Below are 17,987 nucleotides of genomic sequence, written 5' to 3' on the forward strand. Positions count from 1 at the left end.
TTGCAACATCGCAAGATCGTCGTGGTTCTGAAGGGCTATCCGCGGCTGTCGGAAACCTTCATCGCGCAGGAACTGCTCGGTCTGGAGCGTGCGGGGTTCGACCTGACACTCGTCGCGCTCAGGCGGCCGACCGACGCAAAACGCCACCCTGTGCATGACGAGATCAAAGCGCCCGTCCATTATCTGCCGGAATATCTGCATGAAGAGCCGCTGCGCGTGGTTCGCTCGCTGTTTGCTTATCTGCTGCGGCCGGGCTTCTGGCGCGCGCTCGGATCGCTGGCTACCGATATCCGCCGCGACTTTACGCGCAATCGCGCGCGCCGCTTCGGGCAAGCGCTCGTGCTGGCGGCCGAATGGCCGGAAGGCGCGAGCTGGCTGCATGCACATTTCGCGCACACACCGGCATCGGTGACGCGCTATACCAGCCAGCTTCGTGGCCTGCCCTGGAGCTGCTCGGCCCATGCCAAGGACATCTGGACTTCGGCGGACTGGGATCTGGCTGGCAAGCTTTCCTCGGCGCGCTGGACGGTCACTTGCACGAAAGCCGGCTTCGACCGTCTGAAAAAACTCGCTAACGGCAACTCGTCTGTGCATCTGAGCTATCATGGGCTAGACCTTGATCGCTTCGGCGGTTTCGGCGAGGCGCGAAAACAGCATGACGGCTCGGCGCTGGCCGAACCGGTTATCGTTCTGAGTGTCGGGCGCGCCGTTGAAAAGAAAGGTTACGATACCTTGCTGGAGGCCCTTGCCCTCTTGCCTGGTGATTTGGCGTGGCGTTTCGAGCATATCGGCGGCGGCGAGGAACTGGAACGGTTCAAGGCGCTGGCGCAAAAGCTCGGCCTGGATGGTCGCGTCTCTTGGAAAGGCGCGCTTGCGCAGGAGGAGGTGCTTGAGCACTACCGCTGTGCCGACATCTTCGCCCTGGCCTGCAGGATCGCCGCAAATGGCGACCGGGACGGTCTGCCGAATGTTCTGGTGGAGGCGGCTAGCCAGCGGCTTGCCTGCGTATCGACCGATATTTCCGGCGTGCCTGAGCTTTTATCGCCGGATGAAACCGGGCTGCTGGTTCCGACGGAAAACCCAATTGCCCTGGCACAGGCGCTGGAGCGCCTGATCCGTGATCCCGTGTTGCGCGCCCGCCTCGGCGACGCCGCAGAGCGGCGCGTGCGCGGCAATTTCGATCATATGGCAAGCATTGGACAGCTCAAGGAACTGTTCGAGCGGGAGTGGCGGGCCGCCGAATGAAGCGGCTGCGCGCTTTCTTCTATGTCCAGCACCTGCTCGGTATCGGCCATCTCGCGCGCGCCAGCCGCATTGCGGCGGCTCTGGTCGATGACGGGTTTGACGTAACCGTCGTGACCGGCGGAGCGCCGATCGCGGGGTTTCCGGGACTGGGTGTAAAATCTGTAACCCTGCCACCTGTCACCTCCGGTGATGAAGGATTTTCCGGACTTGTCGACCTGCAGGGCAAACCCATCGACGATGATTTCAAGAAATGGCGTTCAGAGATGCTGCTGCAGGCATTCCGGGATTGCAGGCCTGATATCGTCATTGTCGAGGCGTTTCCTTTTGGACGCCGGCAGATGCGTTTCGAACTCCTGCCGCTGATCGAGGCCATCGGCGCGACGTCGCCCAGACCGCTGCTGGCGACGTCCGTCCGTGATATCCTTCAGGAGCGCGTCAAGCCGGGCCGGAACGAGGAAACGGTCGATCTGATCAACAGGCATTTCGACCTTGTTATGGTCCACGGCGATCCGGCTTTCGCAACCATCGACAAGACATTTCCACTGGCTGGGGCGATCAAGGCCGAGGTCACCTACACAGGGCTCGTTGCCGCGCCGCCATCGCCCGCGGCCTCCGAGCGCTTCGACGTTCTGGTGTCGGTTGGCGGCGGGGCTGCCGGAAAGAGCCTTGTCAGCTCAACCATCGCAGCGGCGCGGAATGCCAACAACGCTTGGAAATGGTGTTTGATCACCGGCCCAAACCTGCCGAAAGACGAGTTTGACGCGATCGCAGGCGATGCCTCGCCGGTCCTGTCCATCTTCCGGTTCCGCGAGGATTTCGCCAGCCTGCTGACCGGCGCCCGCCTGTCAGTCTCGCAGGCGGGTTACAACACGGTCTGCGATGTCCTGCGCGCGGGTTGTCGCTCTCTGCTCGTTCCATTTGCAGCCGGCGGGGAAACCGAACAGACGGTTCGCACCCTGATGCTCGAAGAACTCGGTCTTGCAACGGTGCTGATGGAAAAGGACCTAACGCCTGAAGGTTTGGCGCAAGCGATCGAACGGGCGCTTGTGGGACCGACGCCAGCCGCGCATCGTCTCGATCTGGAAGGCGCGCGTCGCTCGGCGCAAATCCTGCGCGAGCGGTATCGAATATGGTCCCTAAAAGTGGGGCCCGGTTTCGGAAAAGTTCATGGTCAAACAGACGATAGATCCTAACGCGCGTCGCGTCTGGCGAGATTCGTGCGACGCGCTACGCACTTTTGGGCGAAATGCATCAAACAGTTCCAATCAACATGAAGCGGGTATAATTTTTTGTCGGCAGTTCGCCGGAGAACCGCACCTCCCGTAGCGCCGCCATTGCTTCGAAGGCTGCAAGTGAAGCCACGCAGTTGATGTGCGTCGGCTCGCTGAAATAATCGTTCGATTGCAGCAGTACATTCGTGCCCCGCGGAAGCAGAGCAAGCCAGGCGCGCAGATCGGCTATGTGTTCGCAGCTCGTATTGACCACCAGGTCGGGCTGCCCGGCCGCATAGTCGAGTGCGTACATATCTGCCGTCAGCGCCCGGAACCGGTCGCCGGCTTCCCGGTTGAGGGTCCGGGCGACCGGCGCGACTTCGGGATCGATGTCGATGCTATCGAGCGCCGCGATGTCGAAGCGGGCGTCGTTGAAAAGCATTGCCGGCAATACGCCGTACCATCCACCCAGAACCCATATGCGCCCGAACCGGCCGCCGCAGCTTTCGAACAGCCTGTCGAGCGCCCACATCTTGCAGGCGACCTGCTTGTGGTTGAAGGCGTTGGCGATATCGGCCTTCGGATGCTTGGTGATGACGCGGGCCAGCCCTGCCACCAGAGGGCAGTTGACATAGGCAGCAATTCCCCGCGTCAGGTCAAAGGCTTGCTCGTGCCAGTCCAGGCCGGCATTGCGTGGTTGCGTGACATCCATCATATTCGTCTTGTATGTTGGGATTTCGGGCGACACAACGCAATCTTGCCTCCCGGAAGGGCTGTTGATTCGCGGACGTGATTATGCTGCAAGCCGCTTCGCCATTGCCCGGTGCCGGAGAGAGCCTGTTGCATCTGTCCGGACCATCGGCATCCATCCGCCAGCACCAGCCGCGCAGCTGCGGCCTCGTGCTGCTCGGCTATTCGCCAAAACCCTACGGAAGCCGCGAACCGTTTGGCCAGCTGCTTTCTTCGCTGATCAGCAATGCCCATGTCGTTGTCATCGACCATGCGCCGGAACTGGATCGCGCCGCCTCGCAGGTTCCTTCCATCGTTGAGCGCAGGACAATCTCCGTGCGCTGCAGCTTCGAGCTTGTCGTTGGCGACGAAGAAATTGCCGATACCCCATTCGCCAGCAGGTGCTTTTACATCCTGCATCCTTCCAACTGAAGGGTCCACAGCCGCATATGGAACCCAGCATAGCCCGCTATATCTGGAAGCACACCAAGAAGCAGCAGCTCTGGATATTGATGATCGTCGTGCTTTCGATGATCCCGTATTTCATGTCCTTCGACCTGCCGAAGCTGATCGTCAACGGCCCGATCCAAGGTGGCGGCTTCGAGCAACCGGGCGCGACCCAGCCATTCATGAGGCTACACTATAACCTGCCGTTCATCGGAGAGGTCCAGTTCTTCTCCGGTTTTCAGCTCGACCGCAAGGCGACGCTGTTTGCCCTGAGCTTTGTGTTCCTCTTGCTAGTCGTCATCAACGGCCTGTTCAAACTCTACATCAACACCTACAAGGGCCGCCTCGGCGAACGCATGCTGCGGCGTATCCGCTTCGATCTGGTCGATCGTGTGCTGCGGTTTCCGCCGTTTTACTTCAAGCGGGTGAAATCCGCCGAAGTGGCGACCATGGTGAAGGACGAGGTGGAGCCGCTGGGCGGCTTCATCGGCGATGCCTTCGTGCAGCCGGTGCTGCTCGGCGGCCAGGCGCTGACAGCCATGCTGTTCATCGTGGTCCAGAACTTCTGGCTCGGAATGATAGCGGCCGTGATCGTGGTGATCCAGATCGCGCTCATCCCGCGAATGCGGCGGCGGCTGATCGTGCTCGGGCGCGAACGGCAGTTGACGGCGCGCGCGCTTTCGGGCCGGGTTGGCGAAATCGTCGACGGCATCGGCGCGGTTCACGTCCACGACACATCAAACTACGAGCGCGCCGACATAGCTGCCCGGCTCGGGCTCATCTTTAAGATCCGCTTCGATCTTTACCAATGGAAATTCATGGTGAAGTTCCTCAACAATTTTCTCGCGCAGGTCACGCCCTTTCTGTTCTACATGATCGGCGGGTATCTGGTCATCCAGGGGCGGCTCGACGTCGGTCAGCTCGTGGCCGTGATCGGCGCCTACAAGGACCTGCCCGGACCGATGAAAGAACTGATCGACTGGGATCAGGCGCGGCAGGATATCCAGGTCAAATATCAGCAGGTCGTTGAACAGTTCACCGCCGAGGGTCTCATTGCGCCGAGAATCGGGGCATTGACGATCGACGATCCCGATCCGATGACCAACCCCCTGTCGGCGATCAGTCTGTCCATAGCAGACGATGGCGGTGCAATGCTCCTCGACCGTATCTCCCTCCAGATCAAGCCGGGTGAGACGGTGGCGCTGGTCAGTACCGCAACAGGTGGAGCCGAGGCGCTTGCAGAAGCCTTCGCGCGGCTGAACTGGCCGGACAGCGGAAGGATCGCTTCGGGCGCCGACGACCTGCTTGAACTCCCCGAATCAGTGACCGGCCGGCGCATGTCCTATGCCTCGTCGGATGTTTTCCTGTTCCAGGCAAGCCTCCGCGATAACCTGCTCTACGGGTTGAAGCATGCGCCGCTGACATCGGTGCCTTATGACGGTGCTGCGGCAGACCAGCACCGCTGGAACATCAACGAGGCGCGCCGGTCGGGCAATCCGGATTTTGATATCCACAGCGACTGGATCAACTATGCTTCCGCTGGCGCTACCGGCCCGCACGACCTCTTTGAAGCCGTGCGCCGGGTGCTCGACGCGGTTGTTCTATCGCGCGACATTCTGGATCTTGGCTTGCGTTCTTCGGCCGACCTCACGCGTCACACGGAGCTTGCCAGGCGGATCGTCGAACTGCGTGCGGCGCTGCGAACCCGGCTGGAACACGAAGGGCTGAGCGGACTGGTGGTTCCTTTCGAACCGGGCGCCTATAACAAGGAAGCAACGATCGGCCAAAACCTGCTCTTCGGCGCTGCCGCCGGCCCCGAACTCGCCGACAGGGCTCTAGCGGCCAATCCCTATTTTGCTTCTGTGCTGAGGCAGGCCGGCCTCGACCGCACGCTCTACGAAATGGGCATGGAGATCGCCGAACAGGCGATCGAGCTGTTTGCCGACCTGCCGCCCGATCACCAGTTCTTCCAGCAGCTCGCCTTCATGAGCGCCGAGGAGATACCCACCTACGAAACCTTGCTGCAACGGCTCAAGAACCGTCCCCACGAGGCGGTTTCGGAGAACGACCGCGCCATGATCGTCACCTTGAGCTTTGCCTATATCGAGCCCCGGCACCGCTTCGGCCTGCTGAGCGACGAGCTGATGAGCAAGATCGTCGCCGCACGCAACCGGTTCTATGAAAACCTGCCGCCCGAGCTGCAAAATGCGATCGAACGGTATGATCCTGCCAAATACATTGCCGCGGCCACCGTCATGGATAATGTCCTGTTCGGGCGTGTGGGCAACAACCATCCCGACGCGCCGGACCGCATACGCTCCATCGTCTATGACATTCTTGACGAACTGGGGCTTTATGCCGAACTTCTGGATGTCGGCCTGGACTTCAACGTCGGCTCCGGCGGCAGGCGGCTGACCGGTGGACAGCGACAGAAGCTCGATGTTGCCCGGGCCCTGCTCAAGCGTCCTGATTTTCTCATTCTCAACCGGCCGCTGTCGGCGCTCGACCAGCGCATGCAGGATAAGGTGCTGCGAAACGTGCTCGAGGAAGCCAGGCGCGACGACCATTCGCCGGCAATTGTGTGGGTCGTGACGAATCCGGCGATGGGGATGATGTTCGATCGCGTTATCGTCTTCAACTCGGGTAAGTTGGTGGAAGACGGAACACCCGAGACACTTTTGGCAGGGAGCGGTATCTTCAAGGAACTGTTGTCATAGAGCAACGGACATTCAGATGGGATCATTCTGCCGGTGGGAATTTACTGCAAGCTCAAGGGATTCGGCGAAGGGCGTCTCGCCATCCCGGAAGCAGAATTCATTCCATCTGGGCGTCCGTTGCTCTAGTCTGGCAAACGCGAATTTTGGGAAGGTTTGCGACAATGCTGCTCAAGGATGAAGTTGGAATGCTGCAACGCGTTCCCTTGTTCTCTGCCATCGAGCCGACAAAGCTCAAGCTGCTTGCGTTCACATCCGATCGTGTGAGCTACAGCGCCGGTCAGATCCTTTTCCGGCAGGGCGACGAGGGAGACGCCGCCTATGTCATCCTTTCAGGCAGGGCGGATATTCTGGTCGATTCCGACAGCGGACCGATAAAAGTTGCCGAACTGGAGCCAAATTCGATTGTTGGCGAGATCGCCATATTGTGCAACAGCTCCCGCACTGCCACCGTCAGAGCGGCGAGTCCGCTGGAAGCCTTGAGAATCCGCAAGGATCATTTCCTGAGGCTTATGAGGGAGTTCCCGGAAATGACCATCGAGATATTGCGGGTTCTTGCCGATCGCCTAAGCCATACGACCGCGGATCTGATCGATGCACGAAGCGCCAAATAACGAATGACGTGCGCTCGATCCTCGCCGTCGTGATGGGGACTGTCCTCTTGCTGAGAAGGTCACCCGGAGAAAGCCTGTCTCGCCTAGCAGCAGTTGTTTGGCTAAGATGGGCAAAGGGGTAGCATGTACGACGACGTTTTCCTGGTCAGGTTTTGGGGTGTGCGCGGCAGCATTTCGGTATCAGGGCCAGAATTCTCACGCTATGGCGGCAACACAATCTGCATTGAGATGCGATGCGGTAAGCATACGCTTCTGTTCGACGCAGGCTCTGGCCTACGGCCTGCCGGCGGGGCCCTTCAGGCGTTGGCCGTGACCGATTTCGACCTGCTTTTCACCCATTGCCATTACGATCACATCATCGGGCTGCCGTCTTTTGCGCCGATCTATGACCGGAGCGTCAAGGTTACGCTTTGGTCCGGGCATCTTGCAGGACACATGACGACCCGGCAGATGGTCGATGAGTTCATGCGGCCGCCGTGGTTTCCGGTGAAACTGGGGATCTGCAAGGCAAGCCTCGACTATCGCGATTTCGTATCCGGAGACGTGCTTCGGCCGCGCGAAGGGGTGGTGGTCCGAACCGGCAGCCTTATCCATCCGGGCGGCTGCATAGGCTACCGAGTCGAATGGGGTGGCCGCGTCGTGGCGGTGATCACAGACACTGAGCACGAACCGGACAAACTCGATCAGGCGGTGCTCGGCCTGATCGAAGATGCCGACCTCGTCATTTACGATTGCACCTACACCGAGGAGGAAATGGAACGCCGCCGCGGTTACGGGCACTCGACATGGCAACAGGGCGTCAAGCTCTGTGAGGCGGCCGGTGCGCGGGGGCTTGCGCTGTTTCACCACGATCCGACGCGGACCGACGCGGAACTGGACGAGATCGAGAAACTGGCCAAAGACAAGTTCACCGGCGCTTTTGCCGCGCGGGATGGCCAGACGCTCAAATTTCCAGTCTCATTGCGCAAAAAGCGCTGAGCTATTTTCCTCTACCGGCGCTGCGCCCGATCAATGTCCTGATCGGAAGCCATGCGCAGGCTTCAGTCTGTGCGGTGACTGTGAACAGCCGTTCGAGGAAGAGCCAGGCCGATTCATCATGTACGAGATGGTGGGTGAGCAGGCCGACCGGTTCGCCGCCGTCGGATGCATGCTGCAATTGCGCGATGATAGCCTGAACCAATAGGCCATGATCGCGGCAGCCGCGCGTGCCATGCCAATCCATGATGTCGACATTGCTGTTGATGACCGCCAGTGGAGCCGGCTTCGGCGGCCCATAGATCGACAATGCCGAAAATCCTATCGATTCAAGGTCGGATACCAAGCCGGCGTCGATCCTGTTCCAGGGTGGCACCAGCATCGGAACGGCACGTGCGCCGTGCAGGTCGGTTACGTGCGTCAGCCCGCGAGCCAGATCATCGAGCACCGCCTCGCGCGGCCGATGCGCGCCGAGCTCCTGCTTTTTCTGGTGCTCGGGCGCATGATTTCGGTGCGCCCAGCCATGGATGGCGACCGTGGCATGCGGCGCCTCGCCAAGCCGGACGACAAGCTTCTCATCAGTCAGGGCCGGAATGACGGCCAGAGTGACCGGAACCGCGAATTCACCGGTGAGGTCGAGCAGCCGATCAAGCGCAGGCGTCGGATCCACGGCGTCGTCGTCGCGCAGCCAAAACTCTGCCTTACGGTCCGCCCGTTGCCGGCACGCCAGTTCTTCCACCAAGGGCCGCCAGATCTGATCGGACGTCATGAAACCGGGATCTTCGCAAGAAGTTCGGCCAGACGCGCCACTGCAGCACCGAGGGAACGTTCTTCGAGGATGAAACGTCTGGCTTCCGCGGCCATGATGGTTCTTTCGTCGTTACGGGCGAGAAGCCTTTCAATGGCAGAAGCGAACGCCGCCACATCGCCCGGCGGGGTGAGAAACCCGGTCTGGCCATCCCGCACGACCTCCGGCACGCCGGCGATGTCCTGTGCCACCACCGGAAGGCCGGCAGCCTGTGCTTCAAGATAGGCAACGCCATAGGCCTCGCCGTAACCCGGCCAGACGTAAATTCCCCCACTGTAGAGGACATTCGGCACGGCGGCTGGCTCAATCGCGCCAAGCCATTCGATACGGTCGGCGGGCAAGCCGGCGAATTGCGCTTTGACCTCGTCACGGGCAGGCCCATCCCCGACGACCGACATGGTCCAGGGCAGGTGGCCGATCGAACCGAGCGCCTGCGCCAGCATGCGATAGCTTTCGACTTTGTCGCCCAGGCGCATCATGGCGACGGTAACGAGGCGCGTCGGACAACCCCGTGCCGGCATTTCCCGGAATACCGATGTGTCGATGAAGGGCGAAAGCATACCGAGAGCGGCGTCGGGAATCGCATCCGTCAGTCCCTGACGATCCCTTTGCGTGAAGCAGATGTTCAGCGCTGCCTGTTCGACGGCTCGCGCCACCAACGCTTGCGTATCGGCCCACAAACCGGCGTTGCGCCGCCTCGAATAGGAGGCTTCCGCTGTCACATAGGGGATAGCAAAGGCCGACGCCAGCTCGGGTCCGATCAGGTCGGGCGCCTTGTAATAGGGATGGTAGGAGAACCAGAGATCGGGCTTGCCGTCGCGATCCCAAAGCTTTGTCAGCCGCGCGGCTTCCTCTCGGGCCTCGATCTTGAGCGCATCGAAACTTTTCGACTCCGGTTCGCGTAGATAGAAGCGCAATTCGGATGCTAGTTCGACGCTATGCCCTCCATGCTCCAGCGCCTTGACCAGCATCCGTGCCATCTGGCGGTCGCCGGAGGCAACGGGATGGTTGGGCGACTTCAGCGGCGCGTAGAAGGCAATTCGCATCGCCGGAACCCTATCATCGGAAAGCCTGCGCAAGTCAATTTCGAAGCATGATCGACTTCACCTTCAAGCAGTGGAATGTGCTATCTGATGCCTATGGAAACAGCTGCCGCGTCCGACCCATTTGTCGCTTCTTTGCCGGTTTTCGCAAAATTCGAAAGCGTTGCCGATATCGATAACTATCGGCCTCTTCCGGATGGCTGGGCGCTGGCCACCGCCGACATCGTCGGCTCGACTAAGGCGATCGGGGCTGGGCGCTATAAAACCGTCAATATGGCCGGCGCCAGCGTCATTTCGGCGCTGCTCAATGCGCTGGGTCGGAAAGATCTTCCCTTTGTCTTCGGCGGCGACGGCGCGCTCGTGGCGTTTCCCGGCTCGGCGCTGGAGATCACCCGCAACGCGCTGGCGGCTGTCCAGAGATGGGTGGCGGACGAACTGGACCTGACCTTGCGTGCCGCAATCGTGCCGATAAAGGATATAAGAGCGCAAGGCCTCGACGTTCGCGTGGCGAGGTTCCGGGCCTCCGAAGCGGTCTTCTATGCCATGTTCGCCGGGGGTGGCGGCAGTTGGGCGGAAGCCGAGATGAAAGCGGGGCGCTACCGCATCGATCCTGCGCCGGCCGGCGCGCGGCCGGATCTGACCGGCCTCTCCTGCCGCTGGAACCCGATCGAAGCCCGGCATGGCGAAATCGTCTCGATCATAGCCATACCGGGGGCGTCGCGCGACTTCCGCGGTTTTCAGTTTCTGGCTTCCGACATCATCGCCCTTGCCGGCGGGCAGGAACGCGAAGGCCACCCGTTGCCGGTGAACGGGCCGGCCTACAGTTTTTCGCCCGCCGGCATCGATATCGAGGCGCGGGCCATGGCACCGGCAGGTTGGCGGTGGCTGTCGAAGCTGTGGATATTGTTCCTGCTGACGCTTACGGCTGTCACCGACAGATATGGCTGGACGATCGGCAGTTTCGATCCGAAGATCTACAAACGCGACGTGGCCAGCAATTCGGATTTCCGGAAGTTCGACGACGGCTTGAAGATGACTATCGACGTTGACGCGGATGTGTTGCAACGGATCGAGAACCGGCTGAAACAGGCGGAAGAGGCGGGCATCTGCAACTATGGCCTGCACCGCCAGAAGTCGGCCTTGATGACATGCCTCGTCGCCTCGCCGCTGCAGCGCGATCACGTTCATTTCATCGATGGCGCCGCCGGCGGCTATGCGATGGCCGCCGCAAGCCTGAAGGCGAAGGTGCCGGTCTGACGACGGCTTGCGGAAATCGATTTTCCGCAATATGCCTCGGGACCAGGTGAGCCTCGCCATGGGAGCGGACGGCCTGTCCGAATTGACGGAAAGCAGATTTTTGGACGCCTCACGATCGACATATGACCGTCTTCTGAACCGGATTTCGACACGCGCCGCGCAAGTCGGCGTGATCGGACTGGGCTATGTCGGGTTGCCGCTGGCGGTTGCGATCGCACGCGCCGGCTTCCCGGTTTCCGGCTTCGACATCGAAGCCCAGAAGGTCGAGAGCCTGAACAACGGCCAATCCTATATTGAGGCGGTGACGTCGACAGCCCTTGCCGGCCAGGTGGCGAGCGGACGGTTCCGCGCCACTGCGGATTTTGTGGAACTGGCCGTCTGCGATGTCATCATTATCTGCGTTCCGACACCGCTGACGAAAAACCGTGAGCCGGATCTCTCCTTTGTCAGGAACACGGCAGGCACCATCGCGAAGCATCTGCGTCTCGGCCAGATGATCGTGCTGGAATCGACCACCTATCCCGGCACCACCGACGACGTGATCAAGCCCATACTGGAAGAAACCGGCTTGCAGTCGAAGATAGACTTCTTCCTCGGCTTCTCGCCCGAACGCGAGGATCCCGGCAACCGCAGCTTTGAAGTCGCAACGATCCCCAAGGTCGTGGCAGGCGACGGCATTGAAGCGGCGACACTCGTGCAGGCTTTCTACCAGGCCGTGGTCAAGACCGTCGTTCCAGTTTCCACCACGGCGACCGCCGAGGCGGTCAAGCTGACGGAAAACATCTTCCGCTCGGTCAACATAGCCCTGGTCAACGAGTTGAAGGTCGTGCTCGGTGCGATGGGCATCGACATCTGGGAGGTGATCGAGGCGGCAAAGAGCAAGCCCTTCGGCTACATGCCTTTCTATCCTAGCCCCGGACTTGGCGGCCACTGCGTTCCGATCGATCCCTTCTACCTGACGTGGAAGGCGCGCGAATACGACCTGCCGACCCGCTTCATCGAGCTGGCGGCAGAGATCAACACGGCCATGCCGCGTCATGTGGTCGATGAACTGGCGAAGGCGCTGGACCGGCGCTGCGGCAAGGCGCTCAGCCGCTCGCGCATTCTCATCATCGGGCTCGCCTATAAGAAGAATGTGCCCGACATCCGCGAAAGCCCTTCATTGCGGCTCATTGAACTCATCGAGGAATGGGGCGGCAAGGCGGAATTCCACGATCCGCATGTTACCGAGATCCCGACGACACGGGAGCATATGGCGATCAAAGGGCGTCGCTCGGTCGAATTGACCGAGGCGGTCTTGAAGGATTTCGATGCTGTCGTCGTTGCAACCGACCACGACGCGATCGACTATCAGGCGATCGCTGATCACGCTCTTCTGATCGTCGACACACGCAATGTTTTTGGCCGCATCGGGCTAGCCCGAGAGACGGTGGTGAAAGCCTAATGGCGTCTGAGCCGGTGAATTTTTTGCCCGATGGCAGGATCATGATTGCACTCCGCCGGCAGCCTCGCCACATAAGCCCCTTCGCCGGCTTTTACCGCCGAAGCCGACTTTATTGACTTCGAGGGTCTTGTCTTTGGGTCGTTAGCGGACCGTGTCGTGGCGGATCAAAGGAGAATGGCTCGTCTTTGACGGGTCTCGAGATAGCATGAGCACAGCGCAAGCAGAAATTTCCACCATTCTCATGGATAAGGTTGCCGATTGGCTGACCCAATCGGCGCTGGCGGGCAACGACCTGGAAACATTGGTAAAGGGCTTTTGTGAACGGCTGGCTGCTGCCGGCCTGCCGCTGAAGCGGGTGCATTTGAGCTTTTCGATGCTTCATCCGCTTTATGACGCGCTTGGCTTCACCTGGCTTCGCGGCCAGGGCATGGAAGTGGAAGGCTTCCGCAAAGAGGACGGCGTTCATTCTGACAGATTCCTGACCAGCCCATACTACCATCTGCTCAGCAACAAGCTCGACCATCTGCGGCGCCGGCTCGACCCGTCGGTGCCGTCGGAATTTCCTGTTTTCGATGAACTCAGGCTTATGGGCGTGACCGATTACATGGCTTTCGTCCATCCCTTCAGCGGCAATACCAGTCAGGGCATGATCGGGTCCTGGTCCACCGACAGTGCTTCAGGCTTCAGCGACAGCATGATTTCGGCGCTGCTGCGCATCCAGAACCATCTCGCTATTGCAACCAAGATGGCGGTGCTCACCAGGCTCGCCGACAACATGATGATCACTTATCTCGGCGGCGACGCCGGCAGGCGCGTGCTGGACGGCCAGATCAAGCGCGGCGAGGGCGACACAATCCGGGCCGCACTGGTCATGGCCGATATGCGCGGGTCGACAAGGCTTGCCGAAACTTCCGGCCGCGAAATCTACATCGATACGCTGAACCAGTTTTTCGATGCCATTGCTGCACCTTTCAATCGCAGAGGCGGGCAGATCATGAGTTTCATTGGGGATGGCTTCATTGCCGTCTACCCTTGCGAAAGGCACCGTGCGCAGTCCGAGACCGCCTGCCAGGCTGCTCTTGCGGCAACGCACAAGGCCACCGCGCGCATGATGGATCTCAATCTGCGCAGAAAGGAGCAGGGATTGGGCGACATAAAATTTGGCATCGGCCTGCATGTCGGCAATGTGATGTTCGGCAATGTCGGACTTACCGACCGGCTAACATTCTCTGTCTTCGGCTCGGCTGTAAACGAGGTCCAGCGCCTCCAGACCCTGACCAAGAAATATCCGCACAGCGTTCTCGCCAGCAAAGGCTTCGCCAGCTATTGCGGCGCCAACAGCTGGCTGACGCTCGGCAACGAGGAACTGGCGGGCATCAAGCAGAAGCTGACGGTGCTTTCACCCGATCTATCGGGTGCTCTCGCACTCGATGAAGACGGTGCGCTGGAGCCGATTTACGACCGAATATCGGACGCCGAACAGGTCATGCTGCTCCATCGCGATGCGGCGCGGCTGTCGGCGGGCGACCCGAGGAAGCTCCAGTAACCGCCACGATCTGATCCGAACGCCTTGGTATGCAGTCGGGTCGCCGGTTCCGCCAGGAACGGCGCCCGATTCGAATCCAAGTTGCTCTAGGCTGGCAATGCGTTAGTCTCGCTTTCTGGGCCTGCCGCCCGGCAGGCTGCCAGAGTGGGGCTGGTGTGAGAATGAATTCGGGTGTTGATTTGCTGCGGATCGAGGATGTTGGCATCTCTTTTGCCATTATCGGGGGACCGTTGCATGCCGTCAGGCGTGCAAATCTTCGCGTCCTGCCCGGCAAGGTTACCGCGCTTGTGGGCGAGTCCGGTTCCGGAAAATCGGTTATAAGCCAGGCAGTGATGGGCATTTTGCCGAAGACAGCCCATGTTCGCGGCCGTATTCTGTTTTCCGATCCTGAAAAGCCCGGCACGACGCAGGATATCCTGCAGATGCCGCGTGACGGACCCGATATCCGGGCGTTGAGAGGCAGCCGCATCGGCAAGATCTTTCAGGAGCCGATGACATCGCTGTCGCCGCTGCACACGATCGGCAACCAGGTCAGCGAATCCCTGCAGATTCATAAGCCCACGGCTCGGGCAGAGCGCAAGGCGCGGACCGAGGAAATGCTCGGCCTTGTCGGCTTTCCCAATCCCAAGCGCGCCTACGACATGTATCCCTTTGAACTTTCGGGAGGATTGCGTCAACGCGCCATGATCGCCATGGCGCTTATCTGCCGGCCCGCCCTGTTGATCGCCGACGAGCCGACGACGGCGTTGGACGTCACCATCCAGGCGCAAATCCTGCAATTGCTGCGCGGGCTTCAGACCAAGCTGAACATGGCGATACTACTGATCACGCACGACCTCGGCGTGGTCGCCAATGTCGCCGACGAGGTGGTGGTCATCTACCATGGCGAGATCATGGAAGCGGGACCTGTCGAGGCGATATTCCGCCGGCCAGGTCACCCTTACCTGAAGGGCCTGATGGCAGCCGTTCCGCATTTCGACCTGAAGCCTGGCGAAAGGCTAAAGGCGCTCCGCGAGGTGCCGGTGAATGTCGGGAACCTGCTCGGCGAGCAGACGGCGCCGGCATCGAAGGGGCCGGACGACATCCTGCTGTCGGTCAGGGATCTGAAAAAGACCTTCACCACCCGCAAGTCCGGATGGTTCGGCGGGGATCATCAAACCTCTGTTCGCGCCGTGGACAGCGTGAGCTTCGATATCAGGCGGGGTGAGTGCCTGGGTCTGGTCGGCGAAAGCGGCTCCGGCAAAACCACCGTCAGCAAGATCCTCATGCGGGCTGTCACCCCTAGCGGCGGCTCTTTGATCTTCAACGGCCGCGATGGACCGATCGACGTCTTGGAAGCCGAGGGTGACGCCCTGCGCATGCTGCGCGCGAAAATCCAGATGGTCTTCCAGGATCCGGTTTCGTCGCTTTCACCTCGCATGACGGTGGAGAACATCTTGAGCGAGCCGCTGGAAATCCATCAGCGTGGCAATGCCGCGTCCCGACTCGCCACGGTCAAGAGCCTGATGCAGGCAATCGGGCTCGATCCGCGCTTCATCAAGCGTTATCCGCACAGTTTCTCCGGCGGGCAGCGTCAGCGTATCGGCATCGCGCGCGCGTTGGCTCTGGGGCCTGAACTCCTGATCTGCGACGAGCCGGTTTCGGCGCTCGATGTCTCTGTCCAGGCGCAGATCCTGAACCTTCTGAAGGACCTGCAGAAGGAATTGGGCCTGACCTACCTGTTTATATCCCACAACCTGGCGGTGGTGGACTACATGGCAGACCGCATCGCGGTGATGTGCGGCGGGCGTATCGTCGAGCTTGCGCCGCGCGAAATTCTGCTTAGGAAACCGGTCCACCCCTACACGCGCTCACTGGTCGCCGCAGTACCTTTCGCCGATCTCGACAGGCCGATGGATTTCAAGACGCTGAAGCTCAGCGGCGCTTCCGACACCAGCGCATGGGGACCACAATTCCGCGACGAGGGCGACGAGGACATGCTGTCGCCGCACGACCTTGGCGGCGGCCACCTCGTGCTGGCCCGGCGTACGGCCGATGTCAGCGAGTTACGCCATTGATCAGCCGGCGCACCGTCCTTGGACTCATGGCTTCGGCATTTCTGCCGGGCACGTTGCGCGCCGGCGATCTGGAGCCGGAATTTCTTCAGCCGCAGCTGAAGGCCAAGACGCTGCCGGCACTCGCCGAACGCCTGCCCAAAAGCCCGCGCGCGTTGAATCTCGCTGCGATGGGCCGGCAGCCCGGCCAGTATGGTGGCACGCTGCGCACGATCATCGGCAGCCAGAAAGATATCCGGATGATGACGATTTACGGGTATGCTCGCCTGGTCGGCTATGACGAAAAGCTTAACTTGCAACCCGACATTCTCGAAAGTTTCGACGTAGCGGAAGATCGCATCTTCACTTTCAAGATTCGGGAAGGGCATAAATGGTCTGACGGTAGCCTGCTGACGCCGGAGGATTTTCGCTATTGCTGGGAAGATGTCTGGCTGAACGATGAGCTTTCGCAAGGCGGGCTTGCCCCGGCCCTCCTGGCGGACGGCAGGCCGCCACGCTTCGAGATCGTCGATCCGTCGACGGTCCGCTATAGTTGGGATGCGCCCAATCCCGACTTCCTGCCCAAGCTCGCTGCTGCTTCGCCGCTATCGCTTGTTCTGCCGGCCGCCTATCTCAAGCAGTTTCACAAGAAATACCAGGATCCATTCCGGCTCGCCGGCCTAATGAAGGAGAACCGGGCCCAGAAATGGACGCTCCTGCATATCCGCATGTCGCGGCAGTATCGCCCGGAGAACCCGGATCTGCCGACACTCGATCCCTGGCGGAACCGGACCAAGCCGCCGGCTGAGCAGTTCGTCTTCGAGCGCAACCCGTTCTTTCATCGAATAGACGAGAATGGCCGGCAACTGCCCTATGTTGACCGGATTGTCATGAATGTCAGCTCGCCGGCGATCATTTCCGCCAAGACCGGTGCGGGCGAGAGCGACCTGCAAAGCATGGGAATTGACTTCACCGACTACTCCTTCCTGAAGGATGCGGAGAAGCGCTACCCGGTGAAGATGCATCTCTGGAAACGCACACAGGGTTCGCGGCTGGCGCTGCTGCCCAATCTGAATTGTGCCGACCAGGTGTGGCGTGGCCTTCTTCGTGACGTGCGCGTGCGCCGCGCCCTTTCGCTCGCTGTGGACAGGCGCGAGATCAATTTGGCCGTGTTCTACGGATTGGCGCAGGAAAGTGCCGATACGGTCCTGCCGGAGAGCCCGCTCTACCGGCCGGAATTCGCGAAAGCCTGGGTCGCCCATGATCCCGACCAGGCCAATGCCCTGCTCGACGAGGTCGGGCTTCAGACGCGTGACGATGACGGCCTGCGGATACTTCCCGATGGACGCCCTGCGCAGATCATAGTGGAAACGGCCGGCGAAAGCACGCTGGAAACCGACGCGCTCGAACTCATCACCGATCACTGGCGCAAGATCGGGATCGCCCTGTTCATCCGGACTTCGCAGCGCGATATTTTCCGCAGCCGCGCGCTTGGCGGCCAGATCATGATGTCGATGTGGTCGGGCATCGACAATGGCGTGCCGACCGCCGACATGAACCCGTACCAGCTGGCCCCCACCATCGACGACCAGCTGCAATGGCCGCTCTGGGGTGCTCACTACTTGTCTCATGGCAAGGTCGGTGAGGCGCCCGATCTTCCGCCTGTGGTCGAGCTGATGGCTTTACTCAAGCGCTGGAAGGCATCGACCGAAGCCACGGAGCGCGCCGAAATCTGGAATTCAATGCTGTCGATCTACACCGATCAGGTGTTTTCGATCGGCACCGTGAACGGAACGCATCAGCCGGTTCTGGCGTCCTCGCGGCTGCGCAATCTGCCTGACAAGGCGCTCTACGGCTACGACCCGACCGCCTATTTCGGTGTCTACATGCCGGATACATTCTGGCTTGGAGAGTCCTGAGC

14 protein-coding genes are annotated in these 17,987 nt (G+C 60.7%); 10 read left to right on the forward strand and 4 right to left on the reverse strand.

Going from position 1 to position 17,987, the window contains the following annotated elements:
* Both CIT26_RS29190 and CIT26_RS29195 read left to right on the forward strand, forming a co-directional pair.
* Window positions 1-1,245 (forward strand): glycosyltransferase, encoded by a 1,245-nt coding sequence (locus CIT26_RS29190; RefSeq protein ID WP_095495735.1) that lies wholly within the window; start codon window positions 1-3, stop codon window positions 1,243-1,245.
* Window positions 1,242-2,438 (forward strand): glycosyltransferase family protein, encoded by a 1,197-nt coding sequence (locus CIT26_RS29195; protein WP_095495736.1) that lies wholly within the window; start codon window positions 1,242-1,244, stop codon window positions 2,436-2,438. The genes CIT26_RS29190 and CIT26_RS29195 overlap by 4 nt, the downstream gene beginning before the upstream one ends.
* 58 nt (window positions 2,439-2,496) lie before the next feature.
* On the opposite strand, the gene CIT26_RS29200 is transcribed toward CIT26_RS29195, so the two are convergent.
* Window positions 2,497-3,171, reverse strand: a complete 675-nt coding sequence (locus tag CIT26_RS29200; RefSeq protein WP_425350382.1) for a class I SAM-dependent methyltransferase — start codon at window positions 3,169-3,171, stop codon at window positions 2,497-2,499.
* Window positions 3,168-3,605 (reverse strand): hypothetical protein, encoded by a 438-nt coding sequence (locus CIT26_RS36825; protein ID WP_167391557.1) that lies wholly within the window; start codon window positions 3,603-3,605, stop codon window positions 3,168-3,170. The genes CIT26_RS29200 and CIT26_RS36825 overlap by 4 nt, the downstream gene beginning before the upstream one ends.
* A gap of 29 nt (window positions 3,606-3,634) precedes the next feature.
* Here CIT26_RS36825 and CIT26_RS29210 point away from each other — a divergent pair, with 29 nt between their 5' ends.
* From CIT26_RS29210 to CIT26_RS29220, 3 genes are all read left to right on the forward strand, one after another.
* Entirely contained in the window at window positions 3,635-6,349 is a 2,715-nt protein-coding gene (locus tag CIT26_RS29210; RefSeq protein WP_095495738.1) for an ABC transporter transmembrane domain-containing protein, read from the forward strand.
* Between the two features lie 161 nt (window positions 6,350-6,510).
* Window positions 6,511-6,960, forward strand: a complete 450-nt coding sequence (locus CIT26_RS29215) for a cyclic nucleotide-binding domain-containing protein (protein WP_023675957.1) — start codon at window positions 6,511-6,513, stop codon at window positions 6,958-6,960.
* Window positions 6,961-7,083: 123 nt separating this feature from the next.
* The gene (locus CIT26_RS29220) at window positions 7,084-7,938 is read left to right on the forward strand and encodes an MBL fold metallo-hydrolase (RefSeq protein ID WP_095495739.1); all 855 of its coding nucleotides are present in this window, start codon (window positions 7,084-7,086) and stop codon (window positions 7,936-7,938) included.
* A gap of 1 nt (window position 7,939) precedes the next feature.
* Here CIT26_RS29220 and CIT26_RS29225 read toward each other — a convergent pair whose 3' ends face one another.
* Together CIT26_RS29225 and CIT26_RS29230 are read right to left on the reverse strand one after the other, a co-directional pair.
* Window positions 7,940-8,704, reverse strand: a complete 765-nt coding sequence (locus CIT26_RS29225; RefSeq protein WP_095495740.1) for a polysaccharide deacetylase family protein — start codon at window positions 8,702-8,704, stop codon at window positions 7,940-7,942.
* On the reverse strand, window positions 8,701-9,789 hold the full coding sequence (locus tag CIT26_RS29230) for a glycosyltransferase family 4 protein (RefSeq protein WP_095495741.1): 1,089 nt from the start codon (window positions 9,787-9,789) through the stop codon (window positions 8,701-8,703). Before CIT26_RS29230 ends, CIT26_RS29225 begins: the two co-directional genes overlap by 4 nt.
* 93 nt (window positions 9,790-9,882) lie before the next feature.
* Here CIT26_RS29230 and CIT26_RS29235 point away from each other — a divergent pair, with 93 nt between their 5' ends.
* The 5 genes from CIT26_RS29235 to CIT26_RS29255 all read left to right on the forward strand — a co-directional run bounded on the left by CIT26_RS29235 (window position 9,883) and on the right by CIT26_RS29255 (window position 17,985).
* Entirely contained in the window at window positions 9,883-11,043 is a 1,161-nt protein-coding gene (locus CIT26_RS29235) for a DUF3095 domain-containing protein (RefSeq protein WP_095495810.1), read from the forward strand.
* Window positions 11,044-11,143: 100 nt separating this feature from the next.
* Window positions 11,144-12,487, forward strand: a complete 1,344-nt coding sequence (locus CIT26_RS29240; RefSeq protein ID WP_095495811.1) for a nucleotide sugar dehydrogenase — start codon at window positions 11,144-11,146, stop codon at window positions 12,485-12,487.
* Window positions 12,488-12,692: 205 nt separating this feature from the next.
* Window positions 12,693-14,033: an adenylate/guanylate cyclase domain-containing protein gene (locus CIT26_RS29245; protein ID WP_095495742.1), complete on the forward strand. Its 1,341-nt coding sequence runs from the start codon at window positions 12,693-12,695 to the stop codon at window positions 14,031-14,033.
* 161 nt (window positions 14,034-14,194) lie between these two features.
* Window positions 14,195-16,090 (forward strand): ABC transporter ATP-binding protein, encoded by a 1,896-nt coding sequence (locus CIT26_RS29250; RefSeq protein ID WP_095495743.1) that lies wholly within the window; start codon window positions 14,195-14,197, stop codon window positions 16,088-16,090.
* Window positions 16,087-17,985, forward strand: a complete 1,899-nt coding sequence (locus CIT26_RS29255; protein ID WP_095495744.1) for an ABC transporter substrate-binding protein — start codon at window positions 16,087-16,089, stop codon at window positions 17,983-17,985. Before CIT26_RS29250 ends, CIT26_RS29255 begins: the two co-directional genes overlap by 4 nt.
* Window positions 17,986-17,987 lie beyond the last annotated feature (2 nt).

This window comes from Mesorhizobium temperatum (assembly GCF_002284575.1).
GTDB classification, from domain to species: Bacteria; Pseudomonadota; Alphaproteobacteria; order Rhizobiales; family Rhizobiaceae; genus Mesorhizobium; species Mesorhizobium temperatum.

Excerpts from the sequence above, each read along its gene's own strand:
- CIT26_RS29230 (WP_095495741.1), bottom strand. The coding sequence starts at position 9,789 with ATGCGAATTGCCTTCTACGCGCCGCTGAAGTCGCCCAACCATCCCGTT.
- CIT26_RS29200 (WP_425350382.1), bottom strand. The coding sequence starts at position 3,171 with ATGATGGATGTCACGCAACCACGCAATGCCGGCCTGGACTGGCACGAG.
- CIT26_RS29225 (WP_095495740.1), bottom strand. The coding sequence starts at position 8,704 with ATGACGTCCGATCAGATCTGGCGGCCCTTGGTGGAAGAACTGGCGTGC.
- CIT26_RS29250 (WP_095495743.1), top strand. The coding sequence starts at position 14,195 with ATGAATTCGGGTGTTGATTTGCTGCGGATCGAGGATGTTGGCATCTCT.
- CIT26_RS29245 (WP_095495742.1), top strand. The coding sequence starts at position 12,693 with ATGAGCACAGCGCAAGCAGAAATTTCCACCATTCTCATGGATAAGGTT.
- CIT26_RS29220 (WP_095495739.1), top strand. The coding sequence starts at position 7,084 with ATGTACGACGACGTTTTCCTGGTCAGGTTTTGGGGTGTGCGCGGCAGC.
- CIT26_RS29215 (WP_023675957.1), top strand. The coding sequence starts at position 6,511 with ATGCTGCTCAAGGATGAAGTTGGAATGCTGCAACGCGTTCCCTTGTTC.
- CIT26_RS29210 (WP_095495738.1), top strand. The coding sequence starts at position 3,635 with ATGGAACCCAGCATAGCCCGCTATATCTGGAAGCACACCAAGAAGCAG.
- CIT26_RS29235 (WP_095495810.1), top strand. The coding sequence starts at position 9,883 with ATGGAAACAGCTGCCGCGTCCGACCCATTTGTCGCTTCTTTGCCGGTT.
- CIT26_RS36825 (WP_167391557.1), bottom strand. The coding sequence starts at position 3,605 with ATGCAGGATGTAAAAGCACCTGCTGGCGAATGGGGTATCGGCAATTTC.
- CIT26_RS29195 (WP_095495736.1), top strand. The coding sequence starts at position 1,242 with ATGAAGCGGCTGCGCGCTTTCTTCTATGTCCAGCACCTGCTCGGTATC.